At 61.8% G+C, this 22,675-nt stretch carries 15 protein-coding genes; 5 read left to right on the top strand and 10 right to left on the bottom strand.

What is annotated here, in order from left to right; translation table 11 throughout:
• Positions 1–104: 104 nt before the first annotated feature.
• From ACXR2T_RS09050 to ACXR2T_RS09090, 9 genes are all read right to left on the bottom strand, one after another.
• Positions 105–2,135: an acyltransferase family protein gene (locus tag ACXR2T_RS09050; RefSeq protein ID WP_458838945.1), complete on the bottom strand. Its 2,031-nt coding sequence runs from the start codon at positions 2,133–2,135 to the stop codon at positions 105–107.
• Positions 2,136–2,187: 52 nt separating this feature from the next.
• Positions 2,188–4,668, bottom strand: coding sequence for a glycosyltransferase family 2 protein (locus ACXR2T_RS09055; protein WP_489945514.1), 2,481 nt, complete (start codon positions 4,666–4,668; stop codon positions 2,188–2,190).
• Positions 4,669–4,679: 11 nt separating this feature from the next.
• A complete protein-coding gene (locus ACXR2T_RS09060; protein ID WP_458814849.1) occupies positions 4,680–5,066 on the bottom strand; it encodes a hypothetical protein in 387 nt (128 codons plus the stop codon).
• A 66-nt stretch (positions 5,067–5,132) separates the two neighbouring features.
• Positions 5,133–6,404: a nucleotide sugar dehydrogenase gene (locus tag ACXR2T_RS09065; RefSeq protein ID WP_458814851.1), complete on the bottom strand. Its 1,272-nt coding sequence runs from the start codon at positions 6,402–6,404 to the stop codon at positions 5,133–5,135.
• A 4-nt stretch (positions 6,405–6,408) separates the two neighbouring features.
• Entirely contained in the window at positions 6,409–10,203 is a 3,795-nt protein-coding gene (locus tag ACXR2T_RS09070) for a bifunctional glycosyltransferase/CDP-glycerol:glycerophosphate glycerophosphotransferase (RefSeq protein ID WP_458838947.1), read from the bottom strand.
• 8 nt (positions 10,204–10,211) lie between these two features.
• On the bottom strand, positions 10,212–11,573 hold the full coding sequence (locus ACXR2T_RS09075) for an SDR family NAD(P)-dependent oxidoreductase (RefSeq protein WP_458814855.1): 1,362 nt from the start codon (positions 11,571–11,573) through the stop codon (positions 10,212–10,214).
• A 158-nt stretch (positions 11,574–11,731) separates the two neighbouring features.
• Entirely contained in the window at positions 11,732–12,001 is a 270-nt protein-coding gene (locus ACXR2T_RS09080) for a type II toxin-antitoxin system TacA family antitoxin (RefSeq protein ID WP_458838948.1), read from the bottom strand.
• Positions 12,002–12,239: 238 nt separating this feature from the next.
• A complete protein-coding gene (locus tag ACXR2T_RS09085; RefSeq protein WP_458838949.1) occupies positions 12,240–14,456 on the bottom strand; it encodes an acyltransferase family protein in 2,217 nt (738 codons plus the stop codon).
• A 67-nt stretch (positions 14,457–14,523) separates the two neighbouring features.
• Positions 14,524–17,046 carry an S-layer homology domain-containing protein gene (locus ACXR2T_RS09090; protein WP_458838950.1) on the bottom strand — a complete coding sequence of 841 codons (2,523 nt, stop codon included), beginning with the start codon at positions 17,044–17,046 and terminating at the stop codon, positions 14,524–14,526.
• Between the two features lie 229 nt (positions 17,047–17,275).
• Between ACXR2T_RS09090 and ACXR2T_RS09095 the strand changes: the two genes are divergently transcribed.
• Positions 17,276–18,832 (top strand): LicD family protein, encoded by a 1,557-nt coding sequence (locus ACXR2T_RS09095; protein WP_458838951.1) that lies wholly within the window; start codon positions 17,276–17,278, stop codon positions 18,830–18,832.
• Positions 18,829–19,056: a hypothetical protein gene (locus tag ACXR2T_RS09100; protein WP_458814863.1), complete on the top strand. Its 228-nt coding sequence runs from the start codon at positions 18,829–18,831 to the stop codon at positions 19,054–19,056. The genes ACXR2T_RS09095 and ACXR2T_RS09100 overlap by 4 nt, the downstream gene beginning before the upstream one ends.
• Before the next feature lie 827 nt (positions 19,057–19,883).
• Here the strand turns inward: ACXR2T_RS09100 and ACXR2T_RS09105 are convergent.
• Positions 19,884–20,105: a hypothetical protein gene (locus ACXR2T_RS09105; protein ID WP_458838952.1), complete on the bottom strand. Its 222-nt coding sequence runs from the start codon at positions 20,103–20,105 to the stop codon at positions 19,884–19,886.
• Positions 20,106–20,214: 109 nt separating this feature from the next.
• On the opposite strand from ACXR2T_RS09105, the gene ACXR2T_RS09110 reads away from it, so the two are divergent.
• The 3 genes from ACXR2T_RS09110 to ACXR2T_RS09120 all read left to right on the top strand — a co-directional run bounded on the left by ACXR2T_RS09110 (position 20,215) and on the right by ACXR2T_RS09120 (position 22,619).
• Positions 20,215–21,513, top strand: a complete 1,299-nt coding sequence (locus ACXR2T_RS09110) for a hypothetical protein (RefSeq protein WP_458838953.1) — start codon at positions 20,215–20,217, stop codon at positions 21,511–21,513.
• Positions 21,514–21,853: 340 nt separating this feature from the next.
• Positions 21,854–21,988, top strand: a complete 135-nt coding sequence (locus tag ACXR2T_RS09115) for a hypothetical protein (protein ID WP_458838954.1) — start codon at positions 21,854–21,856, stop codon at positions 21,986–21,988.
• Positions 21,989–22,235: 247 nt separating this feature from the next.
• Positions 22,236–22,619: an IS1595 family transposase gene (locus tag ACXR2T_RS09120; RefSeq protein ID WP_489945515.1), complete on the top strand. Its 384-nt coding sequence runs from the start codon at positions 22,236–22,238 to the stop codon at positions 22,617–22,619.
• The last annotated feature ends 56 nt before the right edge of the window (positions 22,620–22,675 follow it).

Below are 22,675 nucleotides of genomic sequence, written 5' to 3' on the forward strand. Positions count from 1 at the left end.
TAATTTACTGGTCGACGCCCCACGCCAAGCAGCATCTTGACGTAAGTTCCAACACAGAGTGCTTGTGGGCCGTCCCAGCTTTGATAGATCAGTGCCCGAATTCCCTAGTAGTCAAATACAGATGGCGCTACGTTCCGCAGCCCGTTTTCGAGTATTTGAGTTGTCGTTGCCGCGTAAGTTGCGGTCAAGTGCGAATGGTCTCTGTAGACCAATACGTTACCGATAATCGGCACAAAAGATGACTCTCTAACTACGGCGTCCGTGATGTCAAGAAGTGTGAAGTTTTCCGGGAGTTCACCTGGATAATCCGCTTCCAAATTGTCAGAGTAAATGTCTTCCCGTGGGTACCTGCAATTCGTACTGTTGATCCCATTCGATGCAACACATTCAGGGACCTTGAAAGGAAGCCTCGGCGTGTCCCGAATTCCAACCACCGGTATTCCTTTCGTCGCTAGTTGCCCCCATGCAGAAACAGCACCAGGAAGGATCCGATCTTTCTCGTTGATCTCAGTCGCGCTACCGAGTGTAAACACTAGGTCCGGGTGGTAAGAGGCAATCACATCAATGGCATTACTGTTCCATTCAGCACAACTACTTTGTTCTGCCTCACTCGTCAGTTTGCAGCCGTTCTTATCAATGACTACGAGACGCCAGTGTTGTGCCTGAGCAATCTTCTTCATTGCCGGGTACCACTGCACCACGTGTGAGCCACCGGTCATGACAACAGTCTTGGATGAATCGTCCTCTCCAGTTCGATAGTCATCCAAGTCACATGAAAGTACTTCACCGGAGCCAGGTTTGTTCCCCACAGTTTGCATGCAGTCTGCCCCGATCCGATATATTTCTGGACGGTCAACGTACGCAGCGCTGGGTGCAGGCTTCGGTTCAAGTTTCGGAACGTCTTCTTGAGCGGAGAAAGCAAGAGCACCGACATACCCATCCGAGGTGTGAGCTGCAGCGAGTTCAATGTCTTGTTGGCGCTGAAGACTGTGAACACCCGCTAAAGCTACGGCGCTTAGCACGAGCAACGGCACCAAAGGAATGGTCACCGCCATTCTCCAGTTCCAATGCCTCAGCGAGCGAGTCGTCAACAACGTAGTAGCGCGTTCCGTCAGTACCGCGAGCAAGGTTGAGAGCCCGAGCACGACTGCTGCACCTTTCCACCCGAGCGACTCATACCCTTGGATCTGCAGGTAGAACACCAAGATTACCCAGTGCCAAAGGTACAGCTGATACGCAATTCGAGCCACAAATCTAACGGGGGCGATACTCATCACTTCGGCAGCTTTACCCGCTGGAACCGCTCGAGATGCCCCAAAGAGTACGAGAATCGCGGCGCCCACGGGCCACAGGGCTGCAGCTCCAGGGAAAAGCGACCCACCGTCAATGACAAAACCAGACAGGACAATCATGCCCAAGCCCAGCCATGTAGCCGTTTCCCGTACCCAGGGCCAAGCCATGAACGTGGCTGGTATAAAAGCGGCGAGTGCGCCTGCTCCAAGCTCCCAGAAGCGTGTGAAGGTATTGAAGTAAGCGACTTGCTGGTCTGCGCTTACGAGCTGAACTGCCCACACGAACGACGCGGCTGTGAAAATTACCGTGCTCATAAGGAAGACCGGCCGAAACGCAGCTCGGCCGAAACGCCGAACTACGAGAAAAAGTGCCAGCGCGAAAAATGGCCAGACCAAGAAGAACTGGCCTTGCACTGAAAGCGACCAAAAGTGCTGCACCGGGCTCGTTTGCGGCCCAGCTGCCTCATACGCGAGTTGAGACGTGATGAGTTCCCAGTTCTCGTAATAGAGCGCAGAAGCAAGGATTTCTTTGAGAGTTTGAAGCAGCTGGGTCGCCGGGCTCCACAGCCAAGCTGCAGCCAAAGCACCCAGAAGAACGATGACAGCACTCGGTACAAGACGCGATGAGACCCGCAGGAAGTGATGCCTGAGCCAGTCCCGCTTACGCGGCGCGTCAGCCTCGTGGACGGACCCACCAAAGTGGCCGAGTAACTTTCGTGTCAGAAAGTATGCAGAAATGACCAAAAATACGTCGACGCCGCCAGAAACTCGGCCATTCCCAAAAATATGAAACAGCACCACGAGGCTGAGAGCTATGCCGCGTACACCATCAATCTCGTGCATGTAGGCCGCAAGAGATTTTCGGTGGCTCACATCACGTGACTTCAATCGTGAGTCAGTGGCCAATCCTGCGGGACCCTCCGCGAATCGCCAACAGCGACAGCAAATCCCGAGACCCCTCAGGAGCATACGTCATTACGCGGTCTCCGTACTCGGTGAGAGCCCGACGTGGAAGCACGGTGCGCACGCCTACCCCGCCTGCTCGCCTCACCCAGGTGCTTGTCGCCTGCAGTCCATGAGCGAAAAGGTCTGGCACGAGGATGTCGACGCGTGCCAAGAACTCGTCGACCGTACAGTCGTCACCGTGCACGACTGACCAGCCGGTGAAATCGATCGGATCCTGCCACTCGATACGTGAGTACCCAAACTGGTCAAAGAGGAGAATCTCGGCCAGAGATGGATCCGGCACCAGTGTCGCCAGCCGCTCTGGGAGCCAGCGTGCCTGATCCTCAGGCATCGGAAGCACCAGCCCGATCACAGGCCGTTTGTCAGTGGAAAGTGGCGTAATGGGTACGGGCCCTGACCATTCATCGAGCCGCACGGGGCAGTTCTTGGCCCGTAGGTAGTCAGCGATTGCACGAGACTCGGTGACCCAGGTCGGTGCCACACCGAAATGGTGCTGCACTCGTTCTTCGCACCATTCAAGCGGCGCGAGAAGCGGGCTCGTCTCCTGCCGCAAATTGCGCAGGGACTGCGCAATCCTGATCTCGACATTCGAGACGGTGAGCCCGTTCTCGGTCGCGTCTGGCAAGTACATCAAGTACTCGGGGTCCGCCACAATGAGCGTCTCAATATGGGTCTGATCGATCCAGTTCACCCACTGTGCATCGCCCTGTTCCACAGCGAGCGTGAGCCCCTCGGCGACGGCGTCGCGTGCGAGGGAGCTGAACCGAGGTGCTACCCCATTCACGAGACCCACGGGCCGTGTCGCGCGTGGGAAGACGTGTTCGCGCAGCATTCGCTCGCCCTCTGTCGGCGTTTCCACGCGCAAGCGCCAGTCACCCAGCACCGCGAACTCGAGCGTTTGCGCAGGCTTCCGGCCTCGCATTCCGGGAGCAGACCAAGACACGTAGGGGTCGTCAGGAGTGAGGCGCCAGTCAGGTTGCTCGCTCGCGGCAATCTCACGGTGGCGCCGGCGGTACTGGTGCACGTAGCTCACGCGGTTGCCCGACATCCACCCATGCCGAAAATCAGAGCGCGAAAGTGACCCGATGGTCAGCTGCACGAGCGCAAGCACTTCGGGAATGCGTCGAATCGCGTCTGGCCCGAATGCTGCGGTAAGCCGCTGCGCGAACTCAGAGTCGCCGCCCTTGCGCACGCCGTCGAAACCGCCGAGGGTTTCAAGGACCAACTCACGTCTAAAGAACATCGAGGACGCGTTTGACCGGTGCGGCGTGTATCCCAAAAACGTGAGGCTGCCGTCGATGACTGCGCGTTGTGCGCGCGACTCGGTCGCGACCAGAGCATCGTCAGCGAGCAAGGGTGCAATCTGATACTCGACGCGCCTCGTGTGAGAAATATCGTCTGCGTCCTGAAACGTAACGTACTCGCCAGACGCGGCGAGCAAGCCCGCGTTTCTCGCCCGGTATGCCCCACCGTTCTCGGGCATTTGAATGACGCGCACTCGGCTGTCGATCTCGGTAGCAGCCTGCAAAAACTCGTGGCCCGCGGTGGATCGGTCGTCCATGACGAGAATCTCGAGATTCGTCCAGGACTGCCAGACGAGAGACTCGATCGTGCGCAAAAACGACGACTCGGGGTTGTAGGTGGGCACGATGACTGACACCAGCGGCTGCTCATGGACCGGCACCGTCGCCGCCCCTACGCGCGGCGCATGCACCGCGCCGAAGATCTCGTTTTCTGATTCGAGCTTACTCAGGTCAAGTTCGAACGGTTCGAGGCCAGCATCAATGATCAACTCGTTGAAGCGACGCCACCAGGTGTCGACGTTTGCAGGTAACTTACCCTTGCCGGTGGCGTACGTGCGTGCTTCTGCCCAGGCAGCTTCTCCCGATGGTCTCAACCCGTCGAGCTCTGCGGCCCAAATAACGTCGGGCTCTGCGAACGGCATTGTGCTCAAGTGACGCACAACGTCAAAGGCACCGCGCATAGCTGCCATCTGCAGCCCCAGGCGCAAGACATGATGTCCTCCTTGGGGGGCGAGGCAGCGTTGGTTCGGAATGTTACGCAACACTTTGACCGCGAGGTCGAACCGCGCGGGTGTGGGGTCGAGCACGCCGTGCAGTACCGCAGCCGCGACGACGCGATAGTGCTCCCACTGGTCGAGCTGCTCGCGGGAACCGTCCAGCTCAATCTCACGGCGCATACGCTCCCAGGTGTATTCCCCTGAGCTCGCTTCCCACGCCATGCGGTCAAGCGCATCGCTTGACCGCATGCGAGCACCGATTCCGAACGTGCGCCACACTGAGCGACGACTCATTACGAAAAATCGTTCGAGATCGATTTCTGCGATCGCAGCTTCGCTGTCGACGTCAGAAAAAAGACCGTGCACATACGGCCATTGAGTGAAACTCATTGGTGCTCAGATCACGACCGCTCGGTTTCGGTCGCGCCGCGGCGCCCCAGCTCAATTTCGTATGCGAGCCGCACCGCTACACGCTCGGGAAGGTGCTGGTGCAGCAACTCGACGCTCTCGCTGAGTTCGTCCAGTTCTTCGCGCAGGCTCTCGGCATCACCCGCGGCTCCGCCCGGGGCGGAGTTCCTCAAGCGGGCATCAAAATCTTCGTTATTGCGGTATACGGCCGAGAGCACCTTACGCAGAAACAGCAGCATGAGCGCAGCGCTCACCACCACTGTGACGGTAAGACCGATGAGCGCAAAACGCAGCGGGCCAAACAGGGCCACCAGCACCGTGATGCACGCACAGAGGATGAGAAGCCCAAGGACCGCCCACTGCCTAAAATTCAATCGCATAAAACTTCTCCATCACTTGACCAAGCACAGGGCACCGACCAGCGTGGCGGGTGTACTTGCCTGTGGCTACAGGCGGTGGATTCGGGGGCCGCTCAGGCTGTTGCGTGTGTCAAACACCGGGGTGTCAGACTCGACCAGCAGCGAGAGATCAATGTTTGAGTGATCGGTCACCACGATCGCAATGTCTGACGCTTCGACAGTCTCGGGTGTGAGCGTCACCCGCTCTGCCCCCTCGGGCCAGCGGTGATCTTCTACGTGACTGTCAACGGCAAGCACCTCTGCACCAAAGCTTTGCAACAGCTCGATGATACGTAGCGCGGGCGATTCACGTGAGTCGCCCGAGTTCTTCTTATAGGCGATGCCCACGAGCAGCACCTTCGCGCCGCGCAGCGCCTTACCCTCATCGTTGAGCAGGTGCATGACGCGCTGCACGACGTGATCTGGCATGTGCTCGTTCACGTCGTTCGCCAGTTCAACGAAACGGAAGTTGCGCCCCAACTGCGTACGTACCTTCCACGACAGGTAGCTCGGGTCGATCGGCAGGCAGTGACCGCCGACGCCGGGGCCGGGCGTAAACTTCATGAACCCGAAGGGCTTGGTCGCCGCAGCGTCGATCGCTTCCCACACGTTGACACCCAGCTCGTGAGCGAACACGGCTAGCTCGTTCACGAGTGCGATGTTCACGTGACGAAAGGTGTTCTCGAGCAGTTTCGCTGTCTCGGCCTCGCGCGGAGTACTGACGGGAACGGTCTGGTCGACAAGATCAGAGAACAGTCCGTCAATCTTCGCGAGCGATGCAGCGTCGATGCCCGAAACAATCTTGGGCGTGGTCTTGAACCCAAACTGCGGGTTGCCCGGGTCAATACGCTCAGGGCTGTATCCCACGTGAAAGTCTGCGCCAGCGCTCAGCGACGAACCCGCTTCAAGGATCGGCACGAGCAGCTCCTGCGTCGTACCCGGGTAGGTCGTCGACTCGAGCACGACCGTCGCACCGGGCGTGATGTAAGGAGCGAGCGACGCGCCCGCGCTCTCAATGAAGCTGAGATCAGGCAGCGAATCCTTGAGCGGTGTCGGCACCGTAATAACGGCGAAGTCAAAGCCCTCGGCTGAGGCATAGTCGGCGGTCGCACGGTAACGCCCCGTCTCGCGCGCAGCACCCAGCACCTCATCTGAGATGTCTTCGATGTACGAGTCACCGTTGTTTAGCGCGTCGATGCGGCGGCTATCGAAGTCGATGCCGACCACGTCGTACCCGGCCTCTACGGCGCGAACCGCGAGCGGCAGGCCAACGTATCCCTGACCAATGACGATGAGTTTGGGCGCGACTGAACTATTCACCCGGCTATTCTAAGCCCTCTGTGCTGACACTCTCTGGGGCTCCACCCGCATCACCGCGCGACGCAAACACAATGTCGACGAGGCGGGCGGCCGCATGACCGTCCTCCTGCTCCATAAATTCGGCGATAAATCGCTGCCGCACGGGTTCGTACTCGCGCGCCACATCATCGGCTCGGCGGATCTGCCTAGTCAGCTCCCCCTGGTCGGTGATCTGCGGGCCCGAGACGGTGTCGTCGTAGGGCACAAAGCTTTCACGCCCCGCAAAGTAACGCTCGCGGTCTGACACAAAGAACAGCGCCGGCTTGCCCGTGAGGGCGTAGTCAAAGCGCAGCGACGAGTAGTCGAGAATCGCCATGTCTGACGCGAGAATCAGGTGGTTGATGTCGTGATAGTCGGTCACGTTGATAAACGCACTGTTGTGCCGGGTCTCGCTCTGCGCATTGAACGGGTGCCCGCGCATCAAGATCACGTAGTCGGGCCCCAGCTCGTCGCTCAGCTGCGCAAAGTCGAGAAACTCGGGCATCGCGACCGGCGACATCTGGTCGGCCGACAGGTAATCGCGGTACGTGGGCGCATACAAGATGACGCGCTTGTCGTCGCCAATACCCAGTCGGGCGCGCGTCTCGTCGCGCAGCTTCGAAGCCTGCGCGTCAAGCAGCGCGTCATTGCGGGGGTACCCGATCTCGAGCACCTCGCTCGGCACGCCCTCGCTCGAACGGTAAAACTCGAGCAGCGGCGCGGTCGCATACTTCGCCGGCGACACGAGGTAGTCCCACTCGTCGGCGCGCCTAAACAGCGACTCCTGGCGCTCGGCAGTGTCGCCCAACTTCTGCCACCACCTGCGCCCCTGCAGTTTGAAGGGGTAGCCGTGGTGCGTCTGAATGAGCACCTGGCCCTCGGGCTTTACGTACCACTCGGGCTGGTGCACGTTGACCATCACGTACTTCGCGGTACCAAACGCCTCGTAGTATTCGCGGCTCTCTTCGAGCACAGTGCGCGCCCCCTCGGGCACCCGCACCGATGCGTCACGCACCGCCCACACCAGATCGAGGTCTGCGCCTCGCTTCACCAGCTCGTTGTGCACGGCGAGCGCCGAGTCGTTTGCGTCTTCGCCATAGCGGTTACGAAACAGCACGGTCTTGCTATCTGAGGCTGGCCGAAGCGTCGCAAAATGGTCACGCAGCCGCCACCGGTCGCCCCAGCCGATCTCGTCGTCTGCGTGCGGCGGGTCGATGTGCACGCGCAGCAGGTCGCGCGGCGACCTTTCAAGCGACACCCTCACGGTGCTGGTGAGTGCCCGCACCGGCAGCTGCTGTGCGAGCTCATGCGCCAGGTACAACCGCACCCGGTTCCCGTCGACGTCACGCGCCATCAGGCGGTACTCGCCCCGCTTCAGGCCCGTGGTGCCGAGGCCCCACGCGTTCGCGCGCAGCGGCATCGCGACCGCCAAGCCCTCACCGTGCTCGACAATCTTCAGGCTGTGTTCAAACGATCCGGATCGTGCCGTGCCGCCCACCAGCTTCGCAGCGCCCGCGGGCAGCTGCACCGCCAGCAAGATTTCGTCTTCGGTCACGTCGACGCCCGTCACGAGCGCGCCACCGCGCGCGTCGACGATGAGGGTGCGGCCCGGCTCCTGTTGAAACAGGAGCGACTCTGAGGCCTTACCCGGCTGCTCGGCGAGCTGCTGCCTACGCAGCAAAAACTCCGCCGGCGTCGTGTGCAGCTGAGCGGCAACGTGCACGTAGGTACTCGAACGTGCGCCTGGCTTGTCGCCGGGCTGTGCACCGGATTGTGCGCCGGGCTGTGCGTTCGGCTGCGCGATAGACAGTGCCGCGCCCGGCAGCGTCGGGTAGTGCTTGGTGCCGCGGCTATCAACCGCCACGAGCAGGTATTCGACCGGGCCGCGTTCGGCGCTCGGCAGCGCGATCGTGGCCGAGTAACCGGTACTGCGGTTGCCCGCCACCGCGGTCGCTTCACGCTGGGCGCGCAGGCGGTCGTCGACGCGCTCGAGCGCGACCTGCTTCACATCGAGGTCGCTCGTGAGCGTGAGCTGCACGCTGCCGCGCTCGCACACTGCGCTCGCAACCCGCACCGCGGGCCGCCACACGCGCAGCTGCGCCTTTTCGTCAGCGCGCCCCACAGGAGCAAACAGGCGGTCTGTATCGAGCTGCGCAGCAACCGAAAACTCGCTCCTATCGTCGAGCGTCACGGTCGCGGTGCGAGTGAGGGCACCCGCCGTCATCGTGGCGCGCAGCTCATAGTCACCGCTTGCTGCGAGCAGCGCGTGCGGCACGTGCACCGTCGCAGCGCCCGTCGACATGTCGGCGTAGCGGCGCGTGTTCGAGCGCGCATCAAGGTGGGACTTGCGACGCGTCACCTGCAGCGGGGTGGCCGTGCCGTCGGGGGCGACGAGACTCACCTCGAGCTGGTTGTCGACGCGGTCGATGGGCAGGTGGTTAACGTGCGCAAACAGGTCGATCTCGACGTCGTTCTGCGCCCCCGCCGCGCTGCCGGCCGCCGCGCTGTCAGCCGCGCGCACGCGCCGCCACACCGCGTGCAGCTGCGTCTCTTGCACCGAGTAGACGAATGCCATCTCGGGGAGCACCTGCGCGAGCTCCTCGCGCAGTGGCACGTCTGCGATGATCGAATCGCCCTGCAGTGCACCCCCAAACAGGTCGCGGTGCCAGCCGCGCTCGGTCAAGAAGCGTTCGGCGAGGTCGCGTTCACCGCGCACGATGAGCCCCACGAGCACCTTTTTGCGCACCTCGATCTGGCGCCACATGTCGTCGGTGGTCTGGTCGCTCAGGTAGGTGAGAAACTCGACGAACTCGCGCCAGGCATCGTCGCCCATCTGAAAGATGTTGGGCAAGAACTCGCCCAGGTTGTTGTTGAGGTTCTGCAGAATGCGCACGTCACACGCGTCGGTCGCCCCAAACCGCTCGAGCTGCTCGATCGAGTCGCGCACCGCGATCAGGTGGTGGGCGATGTTGCGGGGGTTGACCAGCTGCTGCGAGATCGACGTCTGGTCGTTGCGTATGCGCCAGTTGATGCTGGTGCGCGGCAGCACGTCGAACGTGCGGGCCGCCGCATACGCGGCCATCGAGACGGCCTGGTCTTCGTAGAGCAGTCCCTCAGGAAACTCGAAGCCGTGCTCCACCCAAAACTCACGCCGGTACACCTTGCTCCAGGCGACCGCGTTGACCATGATGTCAGGAAACTCGGCGAGCGACACCGCATCGCGGCGCCCCGCGTGCGCGGCGCGCACCCACTCACCCGCGGGCGGAAAACTACCGTTGCGTTCACGCCGGTACGGCATCACCGCAAAGTCTGAGCCCGTGCGCGTAAGACTCTCAATCGCGTCTTGGTACGCGTGACGGTCGACAAAGTCGTCGCTGTCAAGAAATGCGAGGTATTCGCCGCGCGCGTGCTCGATGCCGGTGTTGCGGGCCGCGCTCAGGCCACCGTTCTTGCGTCGCACGATCTCAATACGCGGATCCCACTTGGCATAGCTGCGCGCGACCTCGTAGCTACGGTCGGGCGACCCGTCGTCAACGACGACAATCTGCACGTTGGGGTAGTTCTGCTTTTGCAGTGACTCGAGGCACTCACCGATGTAGCGCTCCACGCCGTACATCGGCACGACGATGCTGAGCAGCCCCGGCACGCTGCCGCGGGTCATCATGCGGCGCCCGCGCGCCACGGTGCCGAGCGCGCGACGCTTCGTCATGCGCACTTTCTCGCGCAGCGGCAGCAGTTCTGGGCTCGACAGCTTATCGACGAGCTTCGTTCGAATACTCACGGCTCCCCCTACAGTCGCACGTTGACGACCTGGCCGGTCGTGCCCGAGCTCACCAGCCGTAGCGTGGCCTCGGCCACCGCCTCTGCCGTGAGCAGCGTGCCCTCGGGCTCGTCGCCAAACGCTTGCGTGCGCATGGGGGTGGCGGTGCGCTGCGGGTTCACAGTGTTGACCCGCACGCCCTCGTCGGCCCACTCCTCGGCGAGCGCCTGCGTGAGGTTCACGATGCCCGCCTTCGTGGCCGAGTACATGCTGTAACCGGCGCGGCCGCGGGTGTACGAGCTCGACGTGAAGAACGTGAGCGTGCCCTGCGTGCGCTGCAGCGCCGCGAAGCTCGCCTTCGCGAGCAGCGCGGGCGCCACAAGGTTCGTGGTCACTGTGTCGATGATCTCGGTCGTATCGGCGTCATTGAGCGTCGCGATCTTAAGCACCCCGGCGGTCACGATCACGTGATCGATGCGCCCCTCTGCTTCGAGCACGCGGTCAAGTGCGTTTTGCACCGACTCCGGATCAGTAATATTGGTGCCCGTGACCGAACGGCTCAGCGCGTGCACCCGCGCCCCGGCCTCAGCAGCCATCGTCGCAATGCTCTCACCGATGCCGTAGCTGGCGCCAAAGATGACGACGACCGAGTCTTCGAGCTCGGTGAGCTGGTGCTCGAGCGCCGCCGTGGGCGTTGACTGCAGCTGGAAGATCTTGTCGGCAATGTGCAGGTCGATCGGGTCGGTGACCTTCATGTTCTCGGGGGTGCCGTCGACGACCTTGATGGGCACCTCGGGCAGGTATTTGAACACGACGCCACAGTCGTCGGTGGCGGCAAACGAGTCGTCGCCCTCAGCGATGCGGTATGCCTCGCGCAGCACGTCGGCGCGAAACGCCTGCGGGGTCTGCCCGCGTCGAAGGTCCCCGCGCTTCGGAATCGCCGAGATGCAGTTGTCGTCGTTTACCTGAATGATCGTGTCGGCCGACAAGATCGCGGTGTCGACCGCGTCAAACTCGTCGAGGGCGCGCACGCAGTCTTCGATGATGCGCGCGTCAATGAAGGGGCGCACGGCATCGTGAAACAGCACGCGAGGGTTACCGTCGATTGCGGCGAGCGCGAGCTGTGTCGTGTCGTTGCGGGTCGCACCGCCGGGCAGGATGCGCGTGAGCTTTGCGCCCGGGCGGCCCTTGAGGTAGTCGAGCGACGCGAGCGTCTCGGCGTTCATCATGATGATGATCTCGTCAACGAGCGGGCTCGCCTCGCACGCTTCAAGCGTGTGCTCAACAATCGGTTTGCCCGCGATCTTCAAGAGCTGCTTGGGTACGCCCATGCCTACTCGTGTGCCCACACCACCGGCGAGCAGCACAACAATGGTCTTCTCTTGCGTCACGCATAATCCTTCGATTGGCAAACAGTCTGTGCGCCCGCGCCGCCACGGCGGCTTTAGACACACTCGTACGACATTCTAGGCCACCCGTCTGCGCGCGAGCTAGAAACCCCGCCGCCTCCCGCCCGGCCGCATCGACCGCTGAACTGAATCGTTGCTGGTTACAACCTAAGCTCCGCAAGTCGGCGAGCTGCACGATTCAGTTCATCGTTAGGCGCTGGTGGGTTTTCCATCAGGTCAGCGATTTGTGCAACCTCACCGGCGCTCAACTTCAAGATTGCCTCTTCTAGAAGGACGCTACGTGCGCGGGTCACGGCAGCATCGACCATGAAGGCGGTGCGGTCGATACCTTGCGCCTCAGCCGCACGATCGATTACTTCCCGAGCTTCCTCGGTCACCCGCATGTTAATTCGCGCAGTCGCAGCACTCACGTCGTTTCCCCTCGCTCGTGCGCCCATTGTACGCACGCATTGAAAAGCCGGTCATCTCACGAGAGCCGGCGTACGGCGACAGTCAAATATGCGCGACTAATTCCGCTTCTGGGCCAGTCTAAATCGGAATTCGTCGCGCATATTTTTTGTATATGGAGTTGGAATTATGGGGCTAACAGAATCCACCTGATGGCGCGAGCTAGAAACCCCGGCGCCTCCCGTCAGGGCTTATCGACCGCTACTGCTTCTCGATGAGCGGGGCGATCGCCTCCGACAGCCACGGCCCGAGCGAGCGTGAGAACGTGTCGGTGAGGTGCGTCTGATCAAAGAACACGGGCACACCGCCTATGGCCGCGTAACAGGTGTCGCTGTCGCAGAAGTTGTCTTGGCTGTCGAGCACCGTCACCGTGTCACCCAGCTGGGCGCGCACAAAATCGCGCTGGCCCTGCGAGTCGAGCGCGCGGGTGCGTTCGTTGTCACAGCGCGATGGGTCACTCGTGTTCGTTGCGAGGCACTCAGCAATGTTGACGCGGTTGCCGTAGGCATCACCGGTGAGCGGCACGTCGCCCATGAGCACAACCGGGTAGCCGCGGTCTGCGACCCCCGCCAGCAGTTCGTCGATGCGTCCAAACTCGGCTCCCTCAGGGAAGATGTAGTTCGTCGAGAGGTTCGCGGCGAACACGCCCACGATGCCCGGGTGCGTGTCGATGAACTGCTGCACCTGCGCGTTGCGGTCGGCACAGTTACCCTGCTCGGTCGCGTCGATGTCGCGGTTCATGATGGTGGCGATGGGGCTCACCGCAGCGGGCGGGCAGCCGTCACGCGTAAACGTGTACAGAGAGAGCCCCAGGCGCTTCGCGGCCTCTTCAAACGCGGGCGACCACGCGCCAGCGTGCGAGTCACCCCACAAAACAATCGCTGGTGCGTTCGGGTCGTCTGCAAGGTACTCGCAGACCGGGGCGGCGGCGCCTGTGTGCTTTGCGACGCACTCCTGCGGCCACGGCGCTGGCTTATCGGTGGCGGCCGCCATGAGCGCCGCATCGGTGCCCGGTTCCCCCGGCAGCGCCCCGCACTCTTTGGGGCTCAGCGCCATCTGCGCGCCAAAACACACATCGGCGGTCTGCGCCTGGCTGAACTGCGCCTGCGCTTCGACGCGCCCTCCCAGCCACATCGCCGCCGTCCAGGCCAGCACTGCAACGAGCGCCCACGAGGTGATGCCCGTGATCCGGCGCCGCACCACCACAGGATCCCAGCCTTTGAGGCTGCGCAGTGGGGTCTCGATCCAGCGCGTCGTGACCCACGCGAGCAGCAGAGTCACCGCGAGAATGCCCAGCTCGGTGACCAGGGTGAGGTCGTGCCCGAGCATAAACGGCGCGATGATGATGAGCGGCCAGTGCCACAGGTACGCCGAGTACGACACGTCGCCGAGAAACGTGGTGACGCGGCCCTGTTCGACCGCGGCCCAGGCCCCGGCCCGCGGCATCTCAGCGAACGGGTGGCTCAGGATCACGAGCGCCGTGAGCGCGACTGGCAGGAGCGCGTTCCAGCCCGGGAAGGGGGCAGCGCCGCTGAGTAGGTAGCCGTTGAGCACGAGGGCAGCGTAGGCGGCGGGCAGCGCGATGCGTGCGAGGGTGCGCAGAACCCCGCCGCGCGCGTGCCGCAGCAAGCGCGGCAGCAGCAGCGCGAGCAGGGCGCCAGCACCAAACTCCCAAATGCGCAGCGGCATCATGAAGTAGGCGGCAGAGGGGCTCACCGGCAGCACCGCGAGCGAGACCGCGAAAGAGGCGACGCTGGCCGCCGCGATCACGAGCACGGCCACCGTTTCGGCAGTGAACGGAGCGCCGGCCTGTGGGTTGCCGGGCTGCGGGTTGCCGGGCTGCGGGAGGCGCCGGGCACCGCGGCGCGCGATGCGGGCCGCCAGCAGCGAGGCGGCGATGATGAGCAGCGGCCAGACGAGGTAGAACTGCTCTTCGACCGACAGCGACCAGTAGTGCTGGAAGGGCGTGGGCGCGTTGTCGGCCGCGAGATAGTCGACCGAGTCACCAAACAACACAAAGTTGACCGAGATGAGCACGCTCGCGATCGCCTCGCGGGCGTAGCGTTCCCAAAAGCTCTGCGGCACGAACGCGAAGGTGAGGAGGCCCGTCACCGTGACGACAGTGAGCGCTGCCGGGCCGAGCCGTAGCACGCGCCGCAGCCAAAACTTGGGCAGCAGCCGCCAGCTCTGCTCGCGCTGCCGCCAAATGTGCCCCGTGATCAAGAACCCCGAGATCACCAAGAACACGTCAACGCCAATGAACCCACCCGTGTAGCGGGCCGGCCACAGGTGGTACACCAGCACCATGAGCACCGCGATCGCACGCAACGCATGCACCTGAGGGAAAAACGTCGCTGGCGCCTTGCCCGCGCCGGGCTTGGGCGCAGTCGCAGTGCCAGTCGATGTGGGCGTGGTCATTGAAGTCACCAACTAACTCTAAGTGACCGCCCTGCGGCGTCGCTCACAGCGCCGCTCACAGCGTCACTCACAGCACCACCTCTGCGCGCAGCATCGCGTGATCAGACGGCGGGGTACCCTGCACCCTGCCGTTGTTGTCCATGTCGAGCATCGACTCCCACACGGGGGCACCCTTGATGCCCTTCGCCAAGATGTAGTCGACGTGGGCGCCGTTCTGCCCCAGATCCATGAACGACGTCTGCGAGCACTTCGGCAGGCCGTTGGGAGCACCAATGATTGAGTACTGTTTAGTGAACGCGTTCATGCTGTTGCAATTGGGGCGCCCCAGATAGGCCGTGCCAAACCCGGTCCACGCACGATCAGAGGTGCCAAACTTGCTGCCCAGCAGCTCGGTGAAGCCGCTCGTCTTAAACGGTTCGATCACCTGCTTATAGGACTGCTCCCACTGTGTCGTGCTGAAGTCGCCCAGCAGCACAACGGGCAGATTCTCGGTGTTGAGACTTGCCAGTTTCGTACGAATCGTTTTGGCATGCAGCACGCGGCGCGCGTAGTCGAGGTGCACGTTGGCAAAGAAGAACCGCTTACCCGTGCTGTGCTGCTCAAACACCGCCCAGCCGAGGTAGTTTTCGTACTCGCCGCCGTGAGTGGTGGGCAGCGGCCTATTGCCTGGCTGCGGCAGCTCGTACGCCCCCGAGTCGATGAGTGTGACTGTCGTCGGGTTGTAGGCGATACGCATGTCGTGCGTGGCCCCTACGTTCTTGCGTGTGAGCGTGCAACGTTTGCCGCCCAGCGCCATCGTCTCGGCAGACGACCAGTAGTTCTTGCAGTTCCACGGTTTGTCATTGACTAGGCGGTACGGTGTGCCGTCTTTCGCTTTCCACCCGCGCACAACATCGTGGTAGAACCGTGGCAGCCCGTTGGTGACCGGCGAGATCGTCACCGGCTTGCCGGTGTTCAGGTCGACGGTGTTGACCCCTGCTTCTTGCAGCCCGATTACGTCGGGCCTGCGCGAGTTACCCACGTTCCACACGTGCTGGCGCCGGTCAGACCAGTTGATCCACGCCTTGGTGACCTGCTTCGATGCCACCACATTAAACGTCGCGACGCTCAACGTCTTCACGGCCTGTGTCTTGCCCGTCACCACGCTCGCTTTGGTTGACCCGCCGCTCGTCGTCTGGGCCACGATCTGCAGGCGGTAGCCCAGCCCGGGCCGTAGCCCCGAGATCTTGGCAGACGTCGTTTGGGCGTTAAACGTCTGCGCAGCTGGCAGATCGCCCGTCGTTGAACGCGACCACTCGAGCCTGTACGACTTCGCGTCTTCGACAGGCTGCCACGCCACCACCAGCGACGAGTCGGTCTTCTCGGTTACCGCGAGCGCAGCGCCCGTCTGCCCGGCAGCAGCCTGCGCGCTGCCGCCATAGTATTTCTGCTCGAAGCGCTGCAAGAACGCCGCCATCGCCTGGCGTTCAACGGGAGCTTTAGGTCTAAACGTGCCGTTGGCATACCCGGTGGTGATGCCGGTGCTCGCGAGCCACTCGACCTCGCGAAAGAACTTGTGCCCGCGCGGCACATCGCTAAAGCTCGCCCGCGTGGGTGTTTTGAACGAAGGCCGCCCCGCCGCCCGATACAAGAACGCCGCCATCGCCTGACGTTCAACCGAACCCGCTGGCACAAACCGGCCGTTGGCGTACCCCGTCGTCACCCCCGTCGCGCTGAGCCACGAGATCTCGCGAAAGAACTTGTGTGAGGTGCTCACATCGGTGAAGCGCGAGTACTTCGCCTTGGGTAGCGGCGGCGCCGTGTCAAACCGCTCTAAGAACGCGGCCATCGCGTCGCGCGACACGTGCGCTCGCGGCTTAAACGACCCGTCGGCGTAGCCGGTCGTGATCTTGGTGCCCGCGAGCCACGCGATCTGGTCGCGAAACTGATGCTTCGCCGGCACGTCTTTAAACGGCGCGGTCTTGGGGGCCGCCTTCGCCGCTTCACCCTTGGGTGCGGTCTGCGTCTTTTTATCTGTTGAGTCTTCGTCGTCGTCTTCGCCGTCGGTCTCTTCTACGTCTTCGCCGTCAGCATCGCCGCGGGCGTTGGCAGTGGCGTTGGCGTTGGCATTAGCGCTGGCATTGACGCTGGCGTCAGCGTCGGCGCTCGCGTTAGCGTCGGCGCTCGCGTTAGCGTCGGCGCTGGCATCGACGCCGCCGGGCTCCCCCTCGGCCCCGCCGCCGCCGGCTTCGCCACTGGCATCATTGCCGCCGGTCGCATTGTCATCGGCACCGCCGCCGGTTTCTTCGCCATCGGCACCATTGCCAGCGGCATCGCCGCCGGCGCCATCACCGCCGCCCTGCGACCCAGCCTCGGCCGCACCGCTGGTGCCGCCGCTGGCGCCAGATTCGTCACCGGCGTTCACGGCGGGGCGCTGATCCGGAGCGAGCACGCGCGATGCGCCCGTCGTCGCGCCCGCTTCGAGCGTGGCGACCTGCTCGCCCGTGGGCGCAGCGGCCGCGGGCGTCACCGCCCCAAGCAGCAGCGCGGCGCTCGTGAGCGTCGCAAACAGGCCTCGGCGCAGCTTGGACGAGGTGGCATGGGGGTGCACGATTGAAACTCCATGGGAGATGGCTATGACGGTGGTACCTCGAAGCAAGCTAGCAGCTATTCGTAGACAAAGTAAATTATCACATGCCGACTAAGTCTCACAGGTTACAGGCCGCTGCTACGCTGGAACGATGCCCAGCGCCCACACGGCGCGGCGTCTGAGTACCAGCTTCAGCACCAACATCAGCACCAACATCAGCACCAACTTCAGCACCAAGGAGAGCCTTCGAGTGAGAGCCACCGTCACGCGACGAGGAGTTCGTTTCGCTGCCGAGGCCGGCACCCGCCCTCCCACGACGCTCAACGTCGAGTTCGCCGGGCGCCGCATCTGGTCGCTCGAGGCGCCCACGACCCGTAAGCGGGCCTTCGTGCCGTGGCCGCGCTCCCTGCGCGAGCGGCTGCGTGGCAGCGAGCAGGTGCGCCTGGTTGATGCGGGCAGCGGCGATCTCGTATGGCAGGGCACCCTGCGCTGGCGCGGGTCGGGCCACCCCGACCTGACCGACGAGCGCGGACGTGACGTGGCCGTCAACAAGTGGGGCCTCATGCGTCACACCTTCGACGGTGACCTCGACATGCGGCAGCGCGTGGCCGACTCGGCCGTCGCCGTACTCGACGTGATGCAAGAGGCGGGCTACACCGCATTTGTGGTCGGCGGCACACTGCTGGGTGCGGTGCGCGACGGCGAGATTCTGCCCCACGACGACGACGCAGACCTCGCATACCTCAGCCCGCACACGCACCCGTCAGACCTCGTCACCGAGAACCACGCCCTCGCCGAGCTGCTCATCGCCCGCGGCTTTCGCGTGCTGCGGCACAGCTGGTCACACCTGCAGGTACTGCGAGGCAGCGCCACCGAGGTCGACTACTACGTCGACATTTTTACGGCGTTCTACAAGCACAACCACTTTCATGAGCCCATTCACGTGCGCGCACCGGGGCTCGAAGACGCGATCCTGCCGCTCGGTGAGGTCACGATGCACGGCCACACGTTTCCGGCGCCGCGCGACCCCGATGCGTGGCTCACCGCATGCTACGGGCCCACGTGGCGCTCGCCTGATCCGTCGTTTAAATTCGAGACGCCGCTCGCGACCAGGCGCCGCTTCTACAGCTGGTTTGGGGCGTACGGATTTGGCCGCAACGCGTGGGAAGACGGCTATCACGACGGCGCCACCGCGCACGAAACCTCGAGCATTCGACCCTACGTGCTCAAGGCGGCGGCGCAGCTGGGCGCGGCGGGCGAGAGCGTGCAGGTGCTCGACCTAGGTGCCGGATCAGGCCAAGACGCAGCCTTCTACCGGGCCGCGGGCCTCTCATGCCACACCAGCGACTTTGCGTTTGCAGCGCCCGTGCTGCACGAGCCGGCGCCCCACACGGGCACCCGGGTCAACCTCGTCGAACGCATCGATGTGATGCGCTACATCGCGGGCAAGCTGCCCGAGGCTGAACACAGCATCATCACGGTCAACCACGTGTTCGCGGCGCTGGGCGGGGTGGGCCTCGAGACGGCGCTGCAGGTGCTCGCGGCGGCAGCCCGGGCGGGCGCACGCGTGTTCACCGCCGACTACGAGTCACTCGGCAAGTACCACCCCGAACTACCCCGCACCTGGCATCTCGAGTGGCCCACGTTTGAGGCTGCAGCGACTCATGCCGGGCTGACGGCCACGCTACTCACCCGCGCGGTGGCGCGCGACGAAGACGGTGTGCGCCGCGACTACTTTGTGGCCGAGCTCACGTCGGCGTCGGCGCCTGCGTCGGCTAGCTCGCGTATTCGAAAGGAACTCTCATGAACCGTCTCAACACACTCTTGCGTGAAGCGCGGCTACAGTTTCGCGCGCAGCGCGTAAAGCGTCGACTCAAAGCCGAGGCCATCACGTCGACCGCAGACCTCATCACACAGCTGCGACAGGAGGTCGCCGAGCTGCGTGACGAGATCGACGAGCTACGGGCAGACAGCCGCCGCGTGGCAGAGCTGCGCATCTTGGTCGAAGACCAGCTGCTGCGCCGCGACTGAGCTTCGCGTTGTTTCAGCCTCCCAGCCGACGGCTCCAGAACTCGTCCTTCGCCCATTCAACGGGAAATCCCATTCCTCGAAGATTCATCACAGGCCGCGGCTTGATCAGCTCATGAAGCCTCCGAGCCCAGCCACTGCGCGGCGAGATCGTATCCAGCGCTGCTTGCAAGGACACGAGAACGGGATATAGACGTTTCCTTGACCGTTCTGGTAGTCCGTCTCCCCCGTTACCTTGTAAGTACCCCAGGTTCCAGGAGGAAGATTGGGGCGACAGCCCGTCTGGCCCGGCATGACTATTGCCCCCGGATCATGGTTGGCTGGGGGCAATAATCATGCCGGGCCTGATTGGCCACCGCCCATTCAGTTTCATACTGATTGGGCTCACGAACAAGGTAACGGGGGTATGGGAGCGGCACGCAGTCTCCGCGCTGCCCCGTCTCGAACTCAGATGAGGAAGAGGCGCCCCCGCAAATTGCCTCCGATCGAGACTGACGCGTTCCTATTCACGCCAATGGTCCCCAGATCGGGGACAAACCCAAAATAGACACACGCGTACGAACCCCCGTTTGGTCGAGGATACAAAACATAGCCAACGATCTTTCCGACGTTCTGACACTCCCCATCGGCATACCACGAGGATCCCATGGCCATCAAACCAATGTGTCCTGGCTTCAGGTCCTTAAGCTTTATCTCCTGCATTTCAACGACTCCCTTAGTGGTCTTTTGGTTCGAGGGGTCCAGCATTACTGTGTTCCACTTCAATGAATCAGCAGAGAGGGGCACCGTCGACCTTTATGTCGTCGGCACCCCTCTCTGGGCTCATTGTGCTACTCGTTGAGTGCTGCACGTCCCAGCCCACGAACGATGTTCTCGCGACGGCCAGAGCGATCAGCGAGACCGGAACTCGTGACTTCACCGTTCTTGTTCACATTCATGAACAGGTGGTCGTGAGCATATCCATCGCCGTCTCGGTTGGTGCCCAGTCCGTTGCTGTAAATGTCGTAGCGCCCGTTATTGAGACCATCTTCATGCTTCTCATTGTTTGCCATTTCCATGCCTCCTCTGTGGCCTGCCGGTGTGTCCCGGTACTAAATAAGGTACTTTGCAGATCTTCACCGGATCCGGCAGGTTTCCACCATTCGCTGGTAAGTTTCTGCCATGGCGTCGGATACCAACCCGCGGAATGCACAGGCTATCTTTGCCTTAGAGTTCCGTAAATATGCGGCTTTACGGAAACTCAGCGACGAAGATCTCTACCCTCTTGTTAGACACATTGCCGCTTCACCCACGGTTATATCCAACTGGAGGCGCGGTCGTACTGATACGCCCCTAGAGGCGATTCCGATCATCAGTCAAGCACTTGGGATGGGAGGTGATTCAACTGGAGCACCTAACCAGACATATATTCTGCAGAAGATGGGACTACTTGATGTCACCCAAAGTGGGAATATCGCAAGTGTTGCCTTTAATGTGCAGCGACTTGAGCTTAGATTTCGAGCACTCCAGAATGAACTTGCTCTCGCTGATCGTGCAAGCGGAGTGGCTCAAATTGCGAGAATTGCGAGAGACTCGGGTGAATGGGGTGTGGCGATCTGGCCGATAATTGCCGGTCCACTGGCCTGCCGAATGCATGTCGAGGATCGTATTGACCTCAGGCATGTATCCGGAAAGAGGATTGACAATAGTATGGTCTTTGATAGTCCGCTCTGGCATGACATACTCCGCCGCACTCACGCTGTGCCAGGAAAACTGCCATCAAAATGGACGGCTAATGACATGGGACTTTCGAGTTGGGTTATCAGCCATGCACGGTCACCAACATTGCCGCGTGTACGTTTACCTCACCCAAAGGTCCACAGCGCGGCTGTTTACGGCATCAACCTGGATTCAGGAGCTAACGAGGTAGCGAAATTGGTGTCGGTAGCTCTTGGGTATGGCCTCACGCTAACCCGGGATGAGGCTATAGAACTTATGGGTATACCTGCCTGGCTGGGAGCTACTGAGTGGGAGCCTCGGTCGCGCGCGCATCAATCGCACCTTGATGCACCTCCGCCTGCGGTAGTTTGGGCGCATCACGCTCCGCCACACAGCAAAGCGAATATTGATCCGTTCAAGATCACACGTAGTGATGTTCCAATATATTGGCTACGTGAAAGCACTGCCCTCTTCAAGGAATATTGCGAACGCTGGGATCTCGCAACGGTTGAAAAACTGACTGCTCATCGTCGGCACGTTGAGGAGCTCGCACTGACCCACCGACACGTGAGCATCTTCGATGTAGATTCAACAAGCAATGAAGACTTGAAGTGGAAGCGCAATATCGAAGTTGCGCGCTCCATACTCCATCAAAAAGAGATGCGATCCGCGGTAGACATTGCAAGTCCAAATTGGAATGAATACTCTAACTCTGATCCAGATATATCCAAACCGTTTCTTTCATGGATTGAATCTCAATAGTCAGGATCATTGGACCTGAGAACGCATGCTGGTCGATGAGTACGTCCGAGTAAAGCAATAACCTCATAAGACCATCAGGGTGATGCGCGAGAGGGCTCTTGGAGCTTCTGTCCTAATCAAAGCTTGATTAGGACTGACTTAAGTTCCGACAGGGTTGTCCGTGCAGCGCTAGTACAGGAAGTGCGGATTTCCTCTGGGGCTGTTGTAGTCTCTTGCTGTTCAAAATTATTAAAGGGGTATCCATTTAAGCGCCGAGGCAGGCATTAGGATCTGAATGAAAGCGCTCCCGCGTTGCGTCAACAACCGGGAGCTTGGACTTCAACTGTTAAGAGTTTCAGTCATGTCAGATTTTACCGTCAATTCTGCCCCCACTATGCCGGCAGTCGGCAGGCACTACCCGGCAACGTTGGCCGAATTTCGTGCCTGGTTCAACGAAGACGGTGCATGTCTTGACTACCTTGCTTGGCTGCGCTGACCCACCGGCGTCCAATGCCCGAGATGCGAGTCACGCAACGTTGAGATCGGCAGCGGCGGTTCATACCGGTGTCGTGACTGCTGGCATCGCATCTCAATGACCGCGGGAACCATCTTTGAACGCACCCGAACACCGCTCACTGTCTGGTTTGAAGCAGCCTGGCTGATGACCGCCGGAAAGACAGGAATCTCCGCCAGCCACCTTCTTCGCGTGTTCCCCTATCTCGTCGTATCAAACAGCATGGACGATGCTGGCCCGGCTTCGGTGCGTGACGACCAGCAGCGGCAGCACGCCGCTTGCCGGTCATGTTGAAGTTGATGAGAGCTTGTTTGGTGGACATCGTGCAGGCTCGCGCGGCCGTGGAGCGCTCGGGAAAACCCTGGTCGCGGGTGCGATCGAGATCACCGGTTCAGGGTGGGGGCGTGCGCGACTGCAGGTTATTCCTGACGCATCGGCGAAGTCCCTTCAAAGGTTCATTCAACAGAACATTCTTCCCGGGGCCACGGTTAGTACTGACGCGTGGACGGCGTACCCGAACGCGTTGGCAGGTTATGTGCATGAACCCGTAAATATTGCGGCTTCAGGGCTACAGGCGCATGAGTCTTTGCCGGTGAGTATTCGAAGGCTTTAGCACCGGCGATATTGCGAGTGAGCACCAAGCAATATTGCGATTGAGCACCGCGGAAT

Source organism: Leucobacter faecis (assembly GCF_054456635.2).